At 63.2% G+C, this 16,910-nt stretch carries 17 protein-coding genes; 13 read left to right on the top strand and 4 right to left on the bottom strand.

Going from position 1 to position 16,910, the window contains the following annotated elements:
* Nucleotides 1-79: 79 nt before the first annotated feature.
* The 3 genes from PQR40_RS00085 to PQR40_RS00075 all read left to right on the top strand — a co-directional run bounded on the left by PQR40_RS00085 (nucleotide 80) and on the right by PQR40_RS00075 (nucleotide 1,131).
* Nucleotides 80-430: a hypothetical protein gene (locus PQR40_RS00085; RefSeq protein WP_408235544.1), complete on the top strand. Its 351-nt coding sequence runs from the start codon at nucleotides 80-82 to the stop codon at nucleotides 428-430.
* A gap of 279 nt (nucleotides 431-709) precedes the next feature.
* Nucleotides 710-856 (top strand): hypothetical protein, encoded by a 147-nt coding sequence (locus PQR40_RS00080; RefSeq protein WP_408235541.1) that lies wholly within the window; start codon nucleotides 710-712, stop codon nucleotides 854-856.
* A gap of 5 nt (nucleotides 857-861) precedes the next feature.
* Nucleotides 862-1,131 (top strand): RNA-binding protein, encoded by a 270-nt coding sequence (locus tag PQR40_RS00075; protein WP_325043072.1) that lies wholly within the window; start codon nucleotides 862-864, stop codon nucleotides 1,129-1,131.
* Nucleotides 1,132-1,248: 117 nt separating this feature from the next.
* On the opposite strand, the gene nadE is transcribed toward PQR40_RS00075, so the two are convergent.
* A complete protein-coding gene (nadE, locus tag PQR40_RS00070) occupies nucleotides 1,249-2,109 on the bottom strand; it encodes an NAD(+) synthase (protein WP_408235538.1) in 861 nt (286 codons plus the stop codon).
* Nucleotides 2,110-2,383: 274 nt separating this feature from the next.
* On the opposite strand from nadE, the gene PQR40_RS00065 reads away from it, so the two are divergent.
* The gene (locus PQR40_RS00065; protein ID WP_408338430.1) at nucleotides 2,384-3,412 is read left to right on the top strand and encodes a L,D-transpeptidase; all 1,029 of its coding nucleotides are present in this window, start codon (nucleotides 2,384-2,386) and stop codon (nucleotides 3,410-3,412) included.
* A 129-nt stretch (nucleotides 3,413-3,541) separates the two neighbouring features.
* On the opposite strand, the gene PQR40_RS00060 is transcribed toward PQR40_RS00065, so the two are convergent.
* Both PQR40_RS00060 and PQR40_RS00055 read right to left on the bottom strand, forming a co-directional pair.
* The gene (locus tag PQR40_RS00060) at nucleotides 3,542-4,414 is read right to left on the bottom strand and encodes a DMT family transporter (protein WP_408508156.1); all 873 of its coding nucleotides are present in this window, start codon (nucleotides 4,412-4,414) and stop codon (nucleotides 3,542-3,544) included.
* A gap of 139 nt (nucleotides 4,415-4,553) precedes the next feature.
* Nucleotides 4,554-6,113 (bottom strand): ABC1 kinase family protein, encoded by a 1,560-nt coding sequence (locus PQR40_RS00055; protein ID WP_408508155.1) that lies wholly within the window; start codon nucleotides 6,111-6,113, stop codon nucleotides 4,554-4,556.
* Between the two features lie 173 nt (nucleotides 6,114-6,286).
* Between PQR40_RS00055 and PQR40_RS00050 the strand changes: the two genes are divergently transcribed.
* On the top strand, nucleotides 6,287-7,042 hold the full coding sequence (locus tag PQR40_RS00050) for a DeoR/GlpR family DNA-binding transcription regulator (RefSeq protein WP_408508154.1): 756 nt from the start codon (nucleotides 6,287-6,289) through the stop codon (nucleotides 7,040-7,042).
* A gap of 98 nt (nucleotides 7,043-7,140) precedes the next feature.
* On the opposite strand, the gene PQR40_RS00045 is transcribed toward PQR40_RS00050, so the two are convergent.
* Nucleotides 7,141-8,253: a 2-aminoethylphosphonate--pyruvate transaminase gene (locus PQR40_RS00045; protein WP_408235526.1), complete on the bottom strand. Its 1,113-nt coding sequence runs from the start codon at nucleotides 8,251-8,253 to the stop codon at nucleotides 7,141-7,143.
* Nucleotides 8,254-8,615: 362 nt separating this feature from the next.
* Between PQR40_RS00045 and phnS the strand changes: the two genes are divergently transcribed.
* The 8 genes from phnS to PQR40_RS00005 all read left to right on the top strand — a co-directional run bounded on the left by phnS (nucleotide 8,616) and on the right by PQR40_RS00005 (nucleotide 16,805).
* Nucleotides 8,616-9,707, top strand: coding sequence for a 2-aminoethylphosphonate ABC transporter substrate-binding protein (gene phnS / locus PQR40_RS00040; RefSeq protein WP_408235523.1), 1,092 nt, complete (start codon nucleotides 8,616-8,618; stop codon nucleotides 9,705-9,707).
* Nucleotides 9,708-9,795: 88 nt separating this feature from the next.
* Nucleotides 9,796-10,896 (top strand): 2-aminoethylphosphonate ABC transport system ATP-binding subunit PhnT, encoded by a 1,101-nt coding sequence (gene phnT, locus PQR40_RS00035; protein WP_408508153.1) that lies wholly within the window; start codon nucleotides 9,796-9,798, stop codon nucleotides 10,894-10,896.
* Entirely contained in the window at nucleotides 10,874-11,815 is a 942-nt protein-coding gene (locus PQR40_RS00030; protein ID WP_408508152.1) for a 2-aminoethylphosphonate ABC transporter permease subunit, read from the top strand. The genes phnT and PQR40_RS00030 overlap by 23 nt, the downstream gene beginning before the upstream one ends.
* Nucleotides 11,805-12,668, top strand: coding sequence for a 2-aminoethylphosphonate ABC transport system, membrane component PhnV (gene phnV / locus PQR40_RS00025; protein ID WP_408338422.1), 864 nt, complete (start codon nucleotides 11,805-11,807; stop codon nucleotides 12,666-12,668). The genes PQR40_RS00030 and phnV overlap by 11 nt, the downstream gene beginning before the upstream one ends.
* A gap of 75 nt (nucleotides 12,669-12,743) precedes the next feature.
* Complete coding sequence (locus PQR40_RS00020; RefSeq protein ID WP_408235511.1) at nucleotides 12,744-13,478, top strand: phosphonate utilization associated transcriptional regulator; 735 nt, start codon at nucleotides 12,744-12,746, stop codon at nucleotides 13,476-13,478.
* Between the two features lie 57 nt (nucleotides 13,479-13,535).
* Entirely contained in the window at nucleotides 13,536-14,792 is a 1,257-nt protein-coding gene (gene phnA, locus PQR40_RS00015; RefSeq protein WP_408391423.1) for a phosphonoacetate hydrolase, read from the top strand.
* The gene (gene phnY / locus PQR40_RS00010; protein WP_408338420.1) at nucleotides 14,789-16,240 is read left to right on the top strand and encodes a phosphonoacetaldehyde dehydrogenase; all 1,452 of its coding nucleotides are present in this window, start codon (nucleotides 14,789-14,791) and stop codon (nucleotides 16,238-16,240) included. Before phnA ends, phnY begins: the two co-directional genes overlap by 4 nt.
* 4 nt (nucleotides 16,241-16,244) lie before the next feature.
* The gene (locus tag PQR40_RS00005) at nucleotides 16,245-16,805 is read left to right on the top strand and encodes a phosphonate degradation HD-domain oxygenase (protein WP_408235505.1); all 561 of its coding nucleotides are present in this window, start codon (nucleotides 16,245-16,247) and stop codon (nucleotides 16,803-16,805) included.
* Nucleotides 16,806-16,910 lie beyond the last annotated feature (105 nt).

Here is a 16,910-nt window from a genome sequence, read left to right as displayed (position 1 = left end):
TCGCCCTCGATGTTCAATCGCGTGTATCCAGCAGCACCGCTCGCAGCGCGCTGTCCCAACTTATTCTCGGAGAATCACCATGACTCATTCACGCCTTGCCGCACTGGCGCTCACTTTCGGCTGTTTATTCGGCAGCGCTGCGGTGCTTGCCGCCGAACCCGTGCGCTGCGGGAGCGCCGACTCGCTGCAGATTCGCGGCGATGTGCCAGCGGCAATCAGTTTCGACGTGTACCGGCAGCTGCGACCCTTGAGCGCGCAGCGCGTCGCGCTGTTCCAGGCGGCCGGCGAGGTGAAACGGCTGCCCGACGGTCTGGCGGTATGCCAGGTCGCCGACGACGGTGTCGATGATCCCTCCGCCGTGCTGGTTCACGTGCCGCAGGGCAAGAATGCGTGGTGGGTGAGCGCGGCCAACGTGCAAGCGGCGGACTGATCCCGACGATCAGCCCGCCCTTTGCTCACGTCCCCCGCAGGATGCCGTCGGCGATGCGTATCGCGGCCCGGTTTTTGCGTCTAGCGTCCGCGTCTGGCGCGTGTGCCGGGTCTGCACCACTGAATGAACATGTGTTTTGCTGTTTTTACCGCTGCTTATTCAGGTACAGTGCATTAACGGAAGTTTTAAAGTCCGTCTTTTACGACATTGTGTCGCATCGCTTTTGTTGTCGATTGTGGCTATCCTGAAAACAGGACGAAATTCGAAGGGGAGATTTAAATGATTGCCTTCTATCTGTCATTGGCTGCTTTGGGTGCGGCCGGCGCTGCATTGATCCGCCAGCTCGCGGCTGCCGAGGCGAAACAGCGTGCCGCGTTGCGCCCAGTGCGCGTGCATGTTACGGATCGCAACGCGCGCCGAGGGTAGGCAGCATGAACCTGATCGTGCGCAATATCGCGGAATCGTGCAGCGAGCAGGAAGTGCGGGAATTTCTCGAACGTGAGCTTGGGCATTATGCAAAAAGCGTCGAGGTGATCGATGCCGGGAAACCCAGCGCCTATGCCACGGTCGAGTTGGACGCAGATGTGCCGTATGTCGGCGACGTAATCGCGCGGCAGATTCACGGCAAGCATTTAGGCGGTTTGGCGCTCGAGGCGAGCGCCGATCTGTTCAGCGACGACGAGTCGCCGCCTGCTCATTGAGCCTCTCGCAGTGGCGTCTGCCGAATGCGCCGAGTGGGTAAGGAGTCGCGCGCGCTGCGTCTGACGCGTTCCTGACGCGCATCCTCCCCGCATGTTCTCGTTGTTACATTCCTTCTTTCATTCCCCGCTTTCTTTTACCGGCCAATCGAACGGCGTGTACGGCAACGCCCGCTTGTGCCGCGTGACATCGTAAAAGCGCAAGACCGTCTCGCGCGCGGCGTCGCTCACAGGTTTGCCTTCCAGAAAGTCGTCGATATCGTCGTAAGGGATGCCGTAAGCGTCTTCGTCGGGCCGTTGTGGACGCAACATTTCGAGGTCGGCGGTTGGCACTTTGTGCGCCAGTGCTTCGGGCGCGCCCAAGGCTTTGGACAGTGCCCGCACACGACGCTTGTTCAGGCCCGTAAGCGGCAGCACATCGGCGCCGCCGTCGCCGAACTTCGTGAAAAATCCCATCACCGATTCGGCCGCGTGGTCCGTGCCGATCACCACGCCGGCCCGCGCGCCGGCTACCGCGTATTGCGCGATCATTCGCTGCCGCGCCTTGATATTGCCGTGGATGAAATCCTGCTGTGAGTCGTCGTTAAATGGCATACCGCTGTTATCCAGCGCGGCGAGCATCGCATCGGCGGCGGGTTTGATGTCAATGGCGAGATTTTCGTCCGCGCGAATGAAACTCAGGGCCTGCTGCGCGTCAGCTTCATCTTTTTGCGTGCCGTAGGGCAAACGGATCGCGACGAAGCGCGCGTCGTAATGTTCGGCGCGCAGGCGTTCGACCGCGAGTTGCGCAAGCCGCCCGGCGGTCGTTGAATCGACTCCGCCGCTGATGCCGAGCACGTAGGTTTTCAGCCCGTTACTACGGAGATAGTTCGCCAGAAAAGCGACCCGGCGCTCGATTTCCTGTGTGGTGTCGAACTCGGCGGTGACGTGCATTTCCGCTGCGATGCTTGCCTGGCGGGCGGTTGCGTCCTGTTGCGTCATGTTCCTATCTTCTCCGTGTGCGGTTGTGCGAGTGTCGACTATGAACGCTCGCGCGGATTGCTCGAGCGGCGGCCCCATGAACGGGCCGATTCTTCATCGACAGATATCAATGTGCTTAGTAACATCCTCGTTCCGAGCGCCGCATGAGCCGGCGAGCAGTCGATAATAATCAGGTTTGCTCAAATGCGCGATGAACTACCCCAATCGGCCTGGCCAGCCTGCACTGGACCGCAGTCCTTCCGCATCGGTAGATCGTCAAAGCGAAGTGGTGGGTATGTCGGATTTACTCTATGCGCCGTGTTCCGCGCGCGCAGTTCTTTCAGTGCGCTATCTGGCTCGCGCGCTGGGAGCCGTTTTTTGTGCGGTGTCATGTAGCGTTGCAATCGCGGCGTCGGCCCCAGCCCCAGCCCCGGTTTTGGGCACTACGCTCGTCCGGGCATCGGCATCGGCATCGGCATCTGTAGCGGCGAAGCGCCCGGCGCTGGCTGTCAAGGCGTCGACCGTTGCCGCGCCCGATGCGGCGGGGGTGGTCGATCCGCGCCGCGCGTTCCTGCTGCGGGACGTGTTCGCGCAAGACGTGACACGTCGATTGAAAGTACCGGCGGCGGAGCAGCACGCTTATGCCGGCCGCCTGCAAACGGCGCTCGGCGAGCACATGCTCGGCAGCCTGTCGGGCGAATATGTCGTGATGGTCGACCGGAACGCCAATGTGCAGGCGCTGTTCATCTATTTCCGGGCGACCCCGGCCGATAGCTGGCAGATGATCGGCGCGTCGCCGGTTTCAACGGGCCGGCCCGGCGAGTACGACCACTTCATCACGCCGCTCGGCGTGTTCGACCATACGCCGTCCAATATGGATTTCCGCTCCGAAGGCACGCTGAACGAGAACCGCATCCGCGGCTACGGCAAGCGCGACATGCGGATCTTCGACCTCGGTTGGGCCCAGGGCGAGCGAGGTTGGGGCAAGGGCGGCATGTCGCAGATGCGTTTCCAGATGCACGCCACCGACCCGGACCGGCTCGAGCCGCTGCTCGGTATTCGCCATTCAAAAGGCTGCGTGCGGATTCCCGCGTCGCTCAATGCATTTATCGACCATTACGGCATTCTCGACGCCGAATATGCCGCGCTCGTCGAGTCCGGCAAATCGCTGTGGGTGTTGAAAAGCGATCGCCAGGTGACCCCGTGGGCGGGGCGTTACATCGTCGTGGTCGATTCGCAGCGCAAAAGCCGCCCGGCCTGGTCACCGGCCCCGGGCAGCCAGGCGCGCGCAAAAGTGCCGGCGGGCGCCGATACGGCGGATTGATTCGCGAGTTGACCGGCAGGCGAGGGTACTGAGCGGATCTCAGGTTGATAACGTGCGCGCGATCATGCCGCCCAGAGCAAGTGACGAACGCGCATTGAACGACGCGACTGGCGTGCGCCGATCAAACCCTCACGACCGCGCCAGTAGCACGCCTGCCAACGCCACGGCAAATCCGGCGATCTGCACCGGCAGCAGCGTTTCACCGAAACCGACATACCCTTCGAGCGCGGCGAGCGGCGGCGCGAGGAACATGAGCGCCGTGGCGCGCGCAGCATCGCCGCGCCTGACCATCCACACCAGTAAGGTGACGCTGATCCCCGACAGCATCACGATGCCCCACGCAAGCGCCCCCCACAAAGTCGCGGAAGCAATCCAGCGATGCTCGCCGAGCGCCAGTGCAAGAATCGACGCAACGACCGCCGCGCCGAAATTCTGCACTGCACTTGCGCTGCGGATATCGGCCTTTGCCAGCGATGTCTTCTGAAACAGTGTGCCCGCGGTGATCGCACCGATCGCGAGGATCGAGATGAGCACGACCAGCCACGGCGGCGCGTTGCCGTGTGGGGTGGGCGGTGCAGCCGCGGCGAGTTTCGGTTCGAGGACCAGCACGACGCCCGCGAGCCCGAGCGCCATGCCGGCCCAGCCACGCCGCGAAAGCCGCTCGCCGAATAGCGGTGCCGCGACGGCGGCGGTCGCGAGCGGCTGCAGCGCGCCGAGCAAGGCCATTACCCCGGCACTTAAGCCCTGCGCAACGGCCCAGTAGCCTGCGCCGAGGTAGACGCCTTGCAGCAGCGCGCCCGCCAGCAGGTGCTTGCCAAGATCGCGGCCGGTCGGCCACGCGGCGCGTGCGCCGAGCGCGGCAAGCGCGAATATCAGCGCGGTGCCGCCGAAGCGCGCGAGCAGAAACAGATTGGGATCGGCATAGGGCGTGATCGCTCGGGCCACCACGAAACCGGTCGACCACAAGACGACGAATACGGCGGCGATTGAGGAAGCGAGCATCTGAGACCGGTAACGTGAAAAGCCGCCATCTTGCCGGGACACTCGAAGCACGTCTTGTTCGAAGCTGCAATCGCGGGTGCGGGATCAGTGGCAGATTGCTTCACTAGAGCGCCGGAGCGTTCGCAGCCTCCTCGGGGCATCACCACATCAACAATACCGTCCCCGCGCCGAGCATCCCGCCGCATACCGCGCAAGCCCACAGCAGCACACGCGTACGTCGATATTCACGGCCGATATCCAGCATCAGCTGTGCATTCTGCTGCGGCGTGCGGACGCGATCGTGCTCATGCTGCAGGTAGCGCACGGCCAGTTGCGGCACGCGCGGCAGCATGTGCGCCAAATGGGGCAACTCGTGCGAGATGCGCTTGATCCAGCCGCGGTGGTCCATATCGCGCCGCGCAATCCCCGCCAGCACCTTGCGCGTGACATTCCACGTATCGACACCCGGATGCAGCGCGCGCGCCAGCATTTCCGCCTGCTGAAACGAGCGCTGCGCCGTGGCGAGCCGGCCGGGCACGGCGCCGTCGAACGGATGCACCGCGTGCAGCAGGTGATGAAATAGCGAACCCGCCGACCGGTCTGCCGGTTCGGCCGCGAAGTGCGCTTCGGCGCGAGTGCGCAATTCGGCTTCGAGCATTTCCGTTCGCGTGTCGTGCGGCACATGCCCGGCATCGCGATGGAGTTCGGCAAGCCGGCCGTAGTCCTGATCGAACAGCGCGGTCGCGCCGTGCACGAAAAATTCTCGCTCGCCGGTCGACAGACTCGACATGATCGAAAACTCCGCCAGCACGAGGCGTCCCAACGTGTCCGGTTCGACGCTCACGCGCACCCGGCGTGCATCGAGCGTGGCGTGAAAGAAGCCGTGTTCGAATGCCTGCTCAGTCACCACCTCGACGATATGCGCGGCGAGCGGCGCGAGCTTGATGTGATGCGCATGCAGGCCGGGCAGGTCGCTGGCCGGAAGGGTGTTGATGCGCTGCATCGTCAGCGTGTGGTTGGGGCAGAGGTCCCAGATCACGTCCGGCACGACGATGCGCCGGTCGCCGTCGAAATGATGGCCGGTCTGGCTCAGATTGGCGGCTTCGGCGCGCAGATCGAAGCGGCGCAGGACGTCGTCGGTGAAGGTCTGCGCGAGCGTACGCAGTTGCAGGCGGCGGGCGGAGCTGGAAAGTTTCTCCAGCCAGCGCGCGACCCAGCGTAGCAGCGCGAGTTCGTCGCCGATCTGTTGCAGTTGATCGGCGCGCACCAGCTTGATGGCGACTTCGCTATGGCCGTTGACCGGCACGATGAGCCGCGCGAAGTGCGTCTGTTCGGCGAAGCCGCCGCGCACCGGCACGAGATCGACAGCGCTGAAGAGGGTGGCGAGCGGCCGGCCGAACGCGCGCGCCAAAGCCTGTTCGGATTCCTGCGGCGGCAGTGGGGCTTCGAGGTGGTCGATCGCATCGATGGCGTCGTGCAGGGTACCGGTCGCGAGTTCGGGCCGTTCCACCAAGGTCTGCGCGAAGCGGCTCGCGAGCGGCCCGAGCGCGGGCAGCACACCGTGCAGGCTCTCGCCGCTGCGCCCGGAAGCATGCACGCGGCCGAGCAGATCGATCATCCAGTGCAGTTTGTGATCGGGCGGAGCGGCAAGCCAGATCAGGCGCGAGCCATAACGCAACGCGTGGAACAGCAGCAGTAAACGGCGAAACAGTGGCGGCATCGGCAGTTCGGTTGACGGATTACGCGGCATCGACAGGCGTCGGCGCGCGGCCAAGGGTATTCAGGTTAGCAGGTAAGCGCGCGAGGAGGAGCATCCCCGCTCCACGCGTAATACAATACGCCGGCCTTCCACCGTGGTGAAACTCAAGCGTGCCGGCTTCCGGCCCTCAACAGATGCTCGCAGAACAACGTCACCAATACATCCTGGCGCAAGTCGCCAAAACCGGCGCGCTCTCGGTTGCTGAACTGGTGCGCGAACTGAATGTGTCGCGCGAGACGATCCGCCGTGACCTGAATGCGCTGGCCGGGCGCGGTCTGCTGGTCACGACCCACGGCGGCGCGCTGTCCAGCGACCGGCGCGAGCCCGACCTCGATACGCGCGAAGCCGCCAACACCGGCGCGAAACGTGCGATCGGCGAACGCGCGGCCGAATTCGTGCCGGACGGCGCCTCGCTGGTCATCGATTCGGGCAGCACCACGCAAGCGGTGGCCCGGGCGCTGCTCGACCGGCATCGCCTGTCGGTCTATACGAACGACTGGCGCATCGCGCTGCTGCTCGGCCGCCGCAACGATAACCGCGTGACGCTGCTTGGCGGTGAACTGTCGGAGATCGAAGACGCTACCTTCGGGCTCGACACGGTCCATCAACTGACGCAGTACCACGCGGACTTCGCCTTCATCGGCGCGGGCGGCATTTCGCCGGACGGCTATCTGACCGACTACAGCCGCATGGCGGCTGAAGTGCGCAGCCGCATGATCTCCGCCGCCGACATGGTGGTGGTGGTCGCCGACCACTCAAAGTTCGGGCGCGTGACGCCGGTGCGCATCAACGGGATCGAGTCGGTACGTTATCTGGTCACCGAACTGGCGCCGGAGAAGGTGCTCGGTAAGGCGATCACGGCGCATGGGCCAGAAATCCTGATCGCCTGAGTGCCCGGGTACCTAGGCGCCCGGGCGGCTTACGGCCAGAGCGCATGAGCGAGTGCCTCGTGCACCCCATGCACCACGGGTGCGCCGCGGCGCCCAGTTCACTTCACACGAATCCCGAGCTGTTTCAGCGTACGGCCGATCGCCGCCACAGCGTTGTGCAGTTCGTTCGCATCGATCGCGCCGATGCAACCCACGCGGAATGTTTCCACTTGCGTGAGCTTGCCCGGATAGAGCACGTAGCCTGCCTCGCGCACCGCAGCATAAAAGTTAGCGAAATTCCACGCGGGGTCGCGCGGCGCGTGGAACGTGACGATCACTGGCGCCTGCACCTCGGGCTTCAGAAACGGCTCGAAGCCAAGCGCTTGCATGCCGGTTAGCAACGCCGCACAGTTTTGCCGGTAGCGTGCACCGCGCGCTGTTTGTCCCCCTTCCGCGATGAACTGATCGAGTGCCTGACGCAAAGCCGCGACCACGTGAGTCGGCGGTGTGAAGCGCCACTGCGTCGTCTTCTGCATATAAACATATTGATCGTGCAGATCCAGCGCTAGCGAGGGCGAGCGTCCTTCGCTCTGCTCCAGCACGCTGCGCCGCACAATCACGAATCCCATCCCCGGCACGCCTTCAAGGCATTTGCCGCTCGCCGAAATCAGCGCGTCGATGCCGCCGCGCCGTAAATCGATCGGCAGTGCGCCGAACGAACTCATTGCGTCGACGATCAGGCTCTTGCCGTGCCGCTGACACACCGCGGCGATATCGTCGAGCGGATTGAGCAGACCGGCGCTCGTTTCCAGATGGACTTGCGCGACGTGGCTGATACGCGAGTCGTGATTGAAGGCGTCTTCAATGGCGGCGGCGCTGACCGGCTCGTCGTCGCGCAGCGCCAGTTCGACATAAGCGATGCCCATTCGCTGCAATATCCTGATCAGACGGGCACAATATGCGCCGTTGTTCGGAACCAGTACACAGCCTTGACGCGGCACCAGCGTGCCGAGCGCCGCTTCGACCGCGAACGTGCCGCTGCCTTGAAGCGGCACGCATACATAGTCATTTTCGCCATGTACGATTTTCACGAGGTCGGCGCACACGCTATGAGTCATACGGTTGAACGCGGCGTCCCACGATCCCCAGTCGCGCAGCATCGCCTCGCGGGTTTGCGGCGAGGTGGAGAGCGGGCCCGGGGTCAACAGGATGGGGTCGTTTCCAAGGATCACATAGCCTCCGTCATCAGATGAATGGTCGCCGCCCGGCCAGGGTGACGAAAAGATTGATTTGGATATTATTGGCGAATTGTGTCATTTTTTGGAAATCGCCAGAATAGTCATGGCGTTGTCATGGAAACCTGTGATTCTTGCCGTGCCCGTTCAGGCATGGCAGGCAGCGCGAGTGTCGTAGGTAAGCTGTAAGTCAGGCTGGAGAAGAAGCGGCAAAGTTGTCGGCAATCTGCAATCCGTACGAAACTGCACGACAACTGGCTGCGGGCAACACGCAAGCGGCACGGCGCTACCGCCGTTCAATCACAACAGGTATCGGGTTATCCCGACCGTCTGGTTTTTTGCCTTTCGGAGAGAGCGACATGACAAAGACGAATTCCTTTCACGCCACGGCTGGCCTCGCACGCAAACTGTTGCCGGCGCTGATCGCCGCGGCAGCGTTCGGCGGCACGGCGATGCAGGCCCACGCGGCTGACGCAGTGGTGCTGTACACCGCCGACGGCCTCGAAAACCTCTATAAGGATGTGCTGCCGGCCTTCGAAAAGAAGGAAGGCGTGAAGGTCAACATCGTTACGGCGGGTAGCGGCGAAGTGGTGAATCGCGCCACCATCGAGAAGGATCAGCCGAAGGCGGACGTGATCGTCACCTTGCCGCCGTTCATCCAGCAAGCTGACCAGGCCGGCCTGCTGCAGGCCTATCAGAGCGCCAACTACAAGAACGTGCCGGCCATCGCCAAGGCGCCGAACGGTGCATGGGCGACCTTCGTGAACAATTACTTCTCGTTCGCGATCAACCCGGACGTCACGAAGAACCAGCCGAAGACGTTCGCCGACCTGCTGCACCCGGACTACACCGGCAAGGTTGCTTACTCGAACCCGGCCACGGCTGGCGACGGTATGGCCGTGATCATCCTGACCACGTCGCTGATGGGTGAAGACAAGGCGTTCGACTACCTGAAGAAGCTGGAAGAGAGCGCCAAGTTCCACACCAAGGGCACCGGCTACCTCGACGTGCTGCTCTCGCGTAACGAAATCGCCTTCGCCAACGGCGACCTGCAGATGGATCTGGACGATGCGGCCAACGGCGGTCTGTCGCTCAAGCCGATCTTCCTCGCAGCCAGCGCCGGCGGGAAGCCGACCACCTTCCAACTGCCGTACGCGATCGGCCTGATCAAGAGCGGCCCGAACCAGGCAGAAGGCAAGAAGCTGATCGACTACCTGATGTCGACCGACGTGCAAGCCAAGGTGCCGGACATCTTCGGTATCCCGGGTCGCACCGACGTGCCGCTCGCCGGCAAGAACGGCGAAGCAGTCAAGAAGGCGATCGCCGGCGTGACGCTGATCCCGGTGGACTGGACGCAAGTGATGGCAAAGAAGGCTGACTGGACGGCACGCTGGAAGAACGACGTGATCGGTTCGTCGGGCAAGCAGCTCGAAGTCGTCAAGCCGAAGTAAGCCGGACAATTCGCCATTGAGTCAGGCGGCGCTCCTGCATTCGTGCGGGGCGCCGTATCAGCATTAATCTAGTTGGAGGATGAACCCGGTGAATACGGCCAGTCTTGCTCACCCAGGCGCGCTCGGCGCCTCACCGGACGCGCTCGACGCCGCGCGTTCGAACACGCCGGGCGGCGTGCAGATCGACCATCTGACGGTGCGCTTCGGAACGCGCACCGTGCTCGACGATCTGTCGCTGACCATTCAGCGCGGCGAATTGCTCACCGTGCTCGGCCGCAGCGGTTGCGGCAAGACCACGCTGTTGCGTTTCATCGCCGGGTTCATTGAAGCGGACGGACTGTCCGGCACGTTGACTGTTGCCGGTCACGACCTGACGCATGTGCCGCCGCATAAGCGCAATCTCGGCTTGCTGTTTCAGAGCTATGCGCTGTTCCCGCATCTGTCGGTGTTCGATAACGTGGCTTTCGGGTTGCGCGCGCGCCGAATGCCGTCGAAGGATGTCGCGCGACGTGTGGCCGATGCGTTGAAGCTCGTGCAACTGGGCGACGCCGGGCATCACATGCCGGCGCAATTGTCGGGCGGCATGCAGCAGCGTGTGGCGCTGGCGCGCGCGCTCGTGATCGAGCCCGATGTGCTGTTGCTCGACGAGCCGCTCTCCGCACTCGACGCCAATCTGCGCGCGTCGGTGCGTTCCGAACTGAAGGCGCTGCATGAGCGCCTGCCGAATCTGACGATCGTCTGTGTGACGCACGATCAGGACGACGCGCTGGTGCTGTCCGACCGCACACTGCTGATGCGTGAAGGCAGCATCGCGCAACTCGGCACGCCGCAACAGTTGTACGACACGCCGAATGACGGTTTCGTCGCGCGCTATCTGGGCGCGGCCAATCTGTTGCCGCCGCAGGTCGCATTCAGCATGGACGACGTGCGTTACAACGAGCGCGACCGGGTGGCCTGTCTGCGTCCGGAAGCGCTGCGCATCGTGCCGCTCGGCGAAGGGCAGTTACATGGCGCGATTACGTCGGTGGAGTGGTATGGGGCGGTGCTGTCGGTGTCGGTCGCTCTGGACGCGATGCCCAATGAGCCTCTGCTCGTTACCATGCAGCGCGGCCACGGCATGATGCCGGAGAAGGGCGCGCGTGTTTCCCTGCGTTATGAGGCTGACGATGTCGTCCTTATCAACCCCTGATACGCCAAATCCGCTCAACGCTGCCGCCGACGCCCGCCGCAGCGCGAGCGCGGCCTCGCACACGGCGGCGGTGAAGCGGCGCGAACGCGTGGCGCAATGGCACCTGCTGTTCCTTGCGGTGGTCGTGCTGGGTCCGCTGGTGATCTATCCGCTCGTGCGCCTCGTGCTGCTGAGTCTCACCGGCCCGCATGGTTTGAGCCTGCAGGCTTACTCGGCGTTCTTCGGCAACCCGGAAACGAGCGGCGTGATCGGTACGACGCTGTGGATTCTGTTTGCCAGCGCCGGCCTCGCATCGCTGCTAGGTGTGGCATTGGCGTCGATGCTGTTTTTCAAACCATTTCCCGGCGCGCGGATGATCACGCGTTTCCTCGAGCTGTTCGTCGCGTTTCCGTCGTTTCTGGTCGCCTTCACGCTGATCTTTCTGTACGGCTCGCAAGGCTCGGTCAGCATCGGCTTGCAGCAGCTATTTCATCTCGAGGCGCCGCCGCTCAATTTCCTGTTCGGCGTGGGCGGCGTGATTCTCGCGGAAGTGATCTTCTACGCGCCGTTTGTCGTGCGTCCGACGCTTGCGTCGTTCGCCACGCTTGACATGCGTCTGATCGAAGCCGCCCGCAGTCTCGGCGCAAGCGGCTGGATGGTTGCGTTCAAGGTGATCCTGCCGCTCGCGTGGCCGGGCATCGCCGCGGGCACGATCCTGTGTTTTCTGCTGACGTTGAACGAGTTCGGCATTCTGCTCGTGCTCGGCAGCGCCCATCTGATCACGCTGCCGGTGGCGATCTACAGCTCCGCGACGGTCGACCTCGATCTGCCGACCGCTGCGGCCGGTGCCGTGGTGATGCTCATCATGTCGCTGTCGCTGTACGCGTTGTACCGCCAGGTCAACCGCCGCAAGGTGAAAGGAGCGGGCCATGGCCGTTGAACTCGATCCGACCGTTTTGCCGGTCATGCACAAGAAGGCGCGGCCGGTCCGGCACAGCCTGCTGGTGCGGATGCTGGGCGGCCTGTTTCTCGGCTTTGCCGCGTTGCTGTGCTTCTGGCTGTTCGTCTTGCCGGTGCTGGTGGTCGCGCTATCCAGCGTGGCCGGGCACTGGTCGGGCACGATCCTGCCGGACAGCCTCAGCATGCGCTGGTTTGAGCGGCTGGGTTCAAGCGATTTCGACGCACTGGCTACGAGCCTCGAAATCGGCATGGGCGTCGCCGTGCTCGGCACGATTCTCGGGCTGTGGCTGGCGTTGGCGCTGGAAGGGCGCGACCGGCGCGGTCTTGGCGCGTTCGTCGACACGATCGCGATGATGCCCAACGGCGTGCCGAGCGTGGTGCTCGGGCTGGCCGTGCTGATCGCGTACCACAAGCGTCCGTTCGATCTGTCCAGCTCGGCGGCGATCGTCGTGTTCGTGCAGATCGCGCTGGTGCTGCCGTTCTGCTACCGCTGCGCGGCCGCCGCGCTGCGTCCGGAACTGACTATTCTGCGCGAAGCGGCAGCGAGTCTGGGTGCCCCGCCATCGATGGTGTTACGCCGCGTCGTGCTGCCGCAACTGGTGCCCGCGATCCGCGCGAGCCTCGCGCTCGGCTTCGCGCTCTCGCTCGGCGAACTCGGCGCCACGCTCACTGTGTACCCGCCGGGCTTTGCGACGGTGCCGATCGTGGTGGTGGGGCAGGTGGAGCGCGGTTATTACCTGCCGGCCTCCGCGTTGTCGCTGATTCTGCTGATGGTCTCGCTTGCCGCGCTACTGCTGATCGCGGCGCGCGTCCCGCGCCGTCGGGCGGACTGACGCGCATCTTCTGATTGTTGTGTTTGCGTGCCACGCGGCGCGCAAACACATATCGATGTGGCGAAATTTGTCAAAATGACCGAATATATGCAAACTGCTTCTGTCGATCCGATTGAGGTTGTGCGCAGGCATTCGCTGACGACGCTGGTCCGCGACGAAATCGAACGGCACATCATCGAAGGGGCGCTCGCGCCCGGCGACAAACTCAACGAAGCCGATTGGGCCGCGCGTCTGCAGGTGTCGCGCGGGCCGGTGCGCGAGGCGTTTCGCGCGCTGGAGCAAACGGGCCTCGTGCGCACCGAGAAAAACCGCGGCGTGTTCGTACGGACGGTGTCGCTGGCGGAAGCGGACGAGATTTACGCAGTGCGTGCGGTGCTCGAAGAGGCGGCGTGCCGGATGCTGGCTTCGAGCATCGATGCACGCAAGCTTGCCGTGTTGCGCGAATGGCTCGACGCGATGCGCGCGGCGCTCGATGCGCAGGATCACGATGTCTACACGCGCGCCAATGTCGCGTTTCACGACGCGATCGTGGCGGCGTCGGGCAACGTCAAGCTGTATGAGACATATCGAAGGCTGGTGAGCGAACTGAGTCTGTTTCGCCGCGCCGCGCTGGTGGTGCACGCAGATGCGATGGAGCGCTCGCTCGCCGAACATCGCGCGATTCTGACGGCGCTGGCCTCGCGCGACGCTGAGCATGCTGCCGCGCTGATGCATGCGCATGTGAACGGCGGCCTGCAGCGCGCGCGTGAGGCGTGCGAACCGGCGGGGCAGTTGGGCGCGGTGCGGATGTCGGCGGCATCGAATGATTGAGACTGGTTGCAACGGATTGACTAGAGCACGCGTGCTCTTCACGCATGGAAGGTAATGATGGCAAACGCAAGCGAACGTACGATCGAAGTCAATGGCCGCAGCTACCTGCTACCCGCGCAACCGACGGTTGTGGTGTGCGTCGACGGCTGTGAATACGATTACCTCGAAGCCGCGGTCGCTGCGGGTGTCGCGCCGTTCATCGGCAAGATGCTCAAGGACGGCGCGGCCTTCAAGGGCGACTGCGTGATTCCGTCGTTCACCAACCCGAATAACCTCTCGATCGTGTGCGGCGTGCCGCCCTCGGTGCATGGCATTTGCGGCAACTACTTCTGGGACCCGGACGCGAATGGCGGCGAAGGCGCGGAAGTGATGATGAACGATCCCGCCTATCTGCGTGCCGGGACCTTGCTGGCCGCTGCAGCGCACGCAGGCGCCGCAGTTGCCGTGGTCACCGCGAAAGACAAGCTGCGCCGCCTGCTCGGCTGGCAGTTGAAGGGCATCTGCTTCTCGGCGGAAAAAGCCGACAAGGTGACGCGCGAAGAAAATGGCATCGACGAAGTACTCGATCTGGTCGGCCTGCCGGTGCCTGATGTGTATAGCGCGGGTTTGTCCGAGTTCGTGTTCGCCGCCGGCGTGCGGCTTGCTGAAACCCGCAAGCTCGACCTGATGTATTTGTCGACCACCGACTACATTCAGCACAAGTGGGCGCCGGGTACCCAAGGCGCGAACGACTTCTACGCGATGATGGACGGCTATCTCGCGAAGCTCGACGCCCTCGGCTGGGTGATCGGCCTGACCGCCGACCACGGCATGAACGCCAAGCACGATCCGAAGACCGGCGAGCCGAACGTGATCTACCTGCAGGATGTGCTGGACGATTGGCTTGGGCACGGGAAAGCGCGCGTGATTTTGCCGATCACCGATCCGTATGTCGTCCATCACGGTGCGCTCGGTTCGTTCGCGACAATTTACCTGCCACACGATGTGAGTGTGGCGCAGGTGATAGAGCGGATCGGCGGTTTGCAGGGCATTGAAGTCGTGCTCGACAACCGCGTCGCATGCGAGCGCTTCGAGCTGCCGAACGACCGCGTGGGGGATATCGTTGTGGTCAGTACAAAACATGTGGTGCTTGGCACGCGTCGCGATGAGCATGATCTGTCCGGACTGACCGTGCCATTGCGCTCGCACGGCGGCATCTCCGAGCAGGAAGTGCCGCTGCTGTTCAATCGCCGCGTCGAGGGCCTGCCCACCGATAAACGGCTGCGCAACTTCGATATCTTCGACGTCGCGTTGAATCACGTGTCGGCATCATGAACGCCGTGCTGCGGGACCATCCGGCATTCCGGGCAGAAGCGCTGCGGCTCAAAGGCGAGCGCGCGACGCGTTCGCGCACACTCGACGTGCTCGATCCTTTTACGGGAACGCGCGTGGGCACGGTCCCGTTGGCGAGCATCGACGACGTGCGCGCCGCGTTTGAATATGCTGCCGCGTATCAGGCGAAGCTCACACGCTACGAGCGTTCGCAGATTCTCGAACGCGCTGCGGCGTTGCTGCGGGAGCGAACTGAAGAAGCCTCGGACCTGATTTCGCTCGAGTCGGGTTTGTCCAGGCAGGATTCGCGCTATGAGATCGGCCGGGTTGCCGATGTGTTCAAGTTCGCCTCGATCGAAGCTTTGCGCGACGACGGCCAGAGCTTTTCCTGCGATCTGACGCCGCATGGCAAGAAGCGACGGGTGTTTTCGCAGCGCGAGCCGCTGGAAGGTGTGATCGTCGCGATTACGCCGTTTAACCATCCGATGAACCAGGTCGCGCACAAGATCGCGCCGGCAATCGCAACCAATAATCGCGTCCTGCTGAAGCCGTCGGAGAAGGTGCCTCTGTCGGCACTCTATCTTGCGGATGTGTTGTACGAAGCCGGCTTGCCTGCGCCGATGTTGCAGGTGCTGACCGGCGATCCACGCGAAATCGCCGACGAACTGATCACGCATCCGTTGGCGGAGCTCGTGACCTTCACGGGCGGCGTGGCGATCGGCAAATACATTGCGGCGAAGGCGGGTTACCGGCGCGTCGTGCTGGAACTGGGCGGCAACGATCCGCTGATCGTGCTCGAAGACGCCGATCTCGATCGCGCGGCGACGCTTGCCGTGCAGGGCTCGTATAAGAACTCCGGCCAGCGGTGTACCGCGGTCAAGCGAATGCTGGTGCAGAAGAGTATCGCGGCGGACTTCACCGATCTGGTCGTGGAGAAGACACGCGCATGGACCTGCGGCGATCCGTTCGACGCGTCGAATCAGATGGGTACCGTGATCGATGTCGCCGCCGCGCAGCTATTCGAGGCGCGTGTCAACGAGGCGGTGGCGAGCGGCGCGCGCTTGCGCATCGGCAACCAGCGCGACGGCGCGCTTTACTCGCCGACGGTGCTGGATGGCGTCGACCCGTCAATGACATTGGTGCGCGAGGAAACCTTCGGCCCGGTGTCGCCGATCATCACCTTCGATACGCTCGACGACGCCATCCGTATCAGTAACGGGACACCGTTCGGGTTGTCGTCCGGTGTGTGCACGAACCGGCAGGACGCGATCACGCGCTTCATCAACGAATTGCGCGTGGGAACGGTCAACGTGTGGGAAGTGCCGGGATACCGGATCGAGCTGACGCCGTTCGGCGGCATCAAGGATTCCGGGCTTGGCTATAAGGAAGGCGTTCAGGAAGCGATGAAGAGCTTCACCAACCTGAAGACGTTTTCATTACCGTGGGAGTAAGAGCGTGGCATTGAGTCTGAGCGATATCCGTTCGTTATTCGAGCAATACGGCAATCTTGCCTACAGCGGCGAACCGGTGACGCAGCTTGAACATGCGCTGCAAAGTGGTGCGTTGGCAGAAGAGGCGGGCGTTCACGATGAACTCGTTGCCGCCGCGTTTTTGCACGACCTCGGCCATCTGCTGAATCTGCAAGGTGAAACGCCGACGGAGCGGGGCATCGACGATCTGCATCAGTATTTCGCGCTGCCGTTCCTGCGGCCGGTGTTGTCGGATGCGGTGTTGGAGCCGATCCGGCTGCACGTCGACGCCAAGCGCTGCCTGTGCGCAATCGACGATACGTATTTCGGCCAGCTTTCCGCCGATTCGGTGCGGAGCCTGGAACTGCAAGGCGGTATCTTCAGCAAGGAAGAGGCTGAAGTGTTCTTGCAGAAGCCGTACGCGGAGGACGCATTGCACCTGCGTAAATGGGACGATCGCGCAAAAGAAGAGAACCGCGCTACGCCGGGACTCGATCATTATTTGAGTGTAGTCGAGCGTGTGATGCAGAAGCGTGTGGTTGCCTGAACGAAGGGGTTTTCGGTTGGTCTTCGGATGAGCTTGTTGTGCCATCTTCGCGCCATTTCTGGCGCAATCCATGCGTATCAAAATAACGCTTGCAAGGCGTGGTTG

The sequence above is a fragment of the Paraburkholderia sediminicola genome (assembly GCF_046026855.1).
Classification (GTDB): Bacteria; Pseudomonadota; Gammaproteobacteria; order Burkholderiales; family Burkholderiaceae; genus Paraburkholderia; species Paraburkholderia sediminicola_A.
Note: the sequence above shows the minus strand (reverse complement) of the source record. Positions and strands in the feature narration are given on the sequence as shown.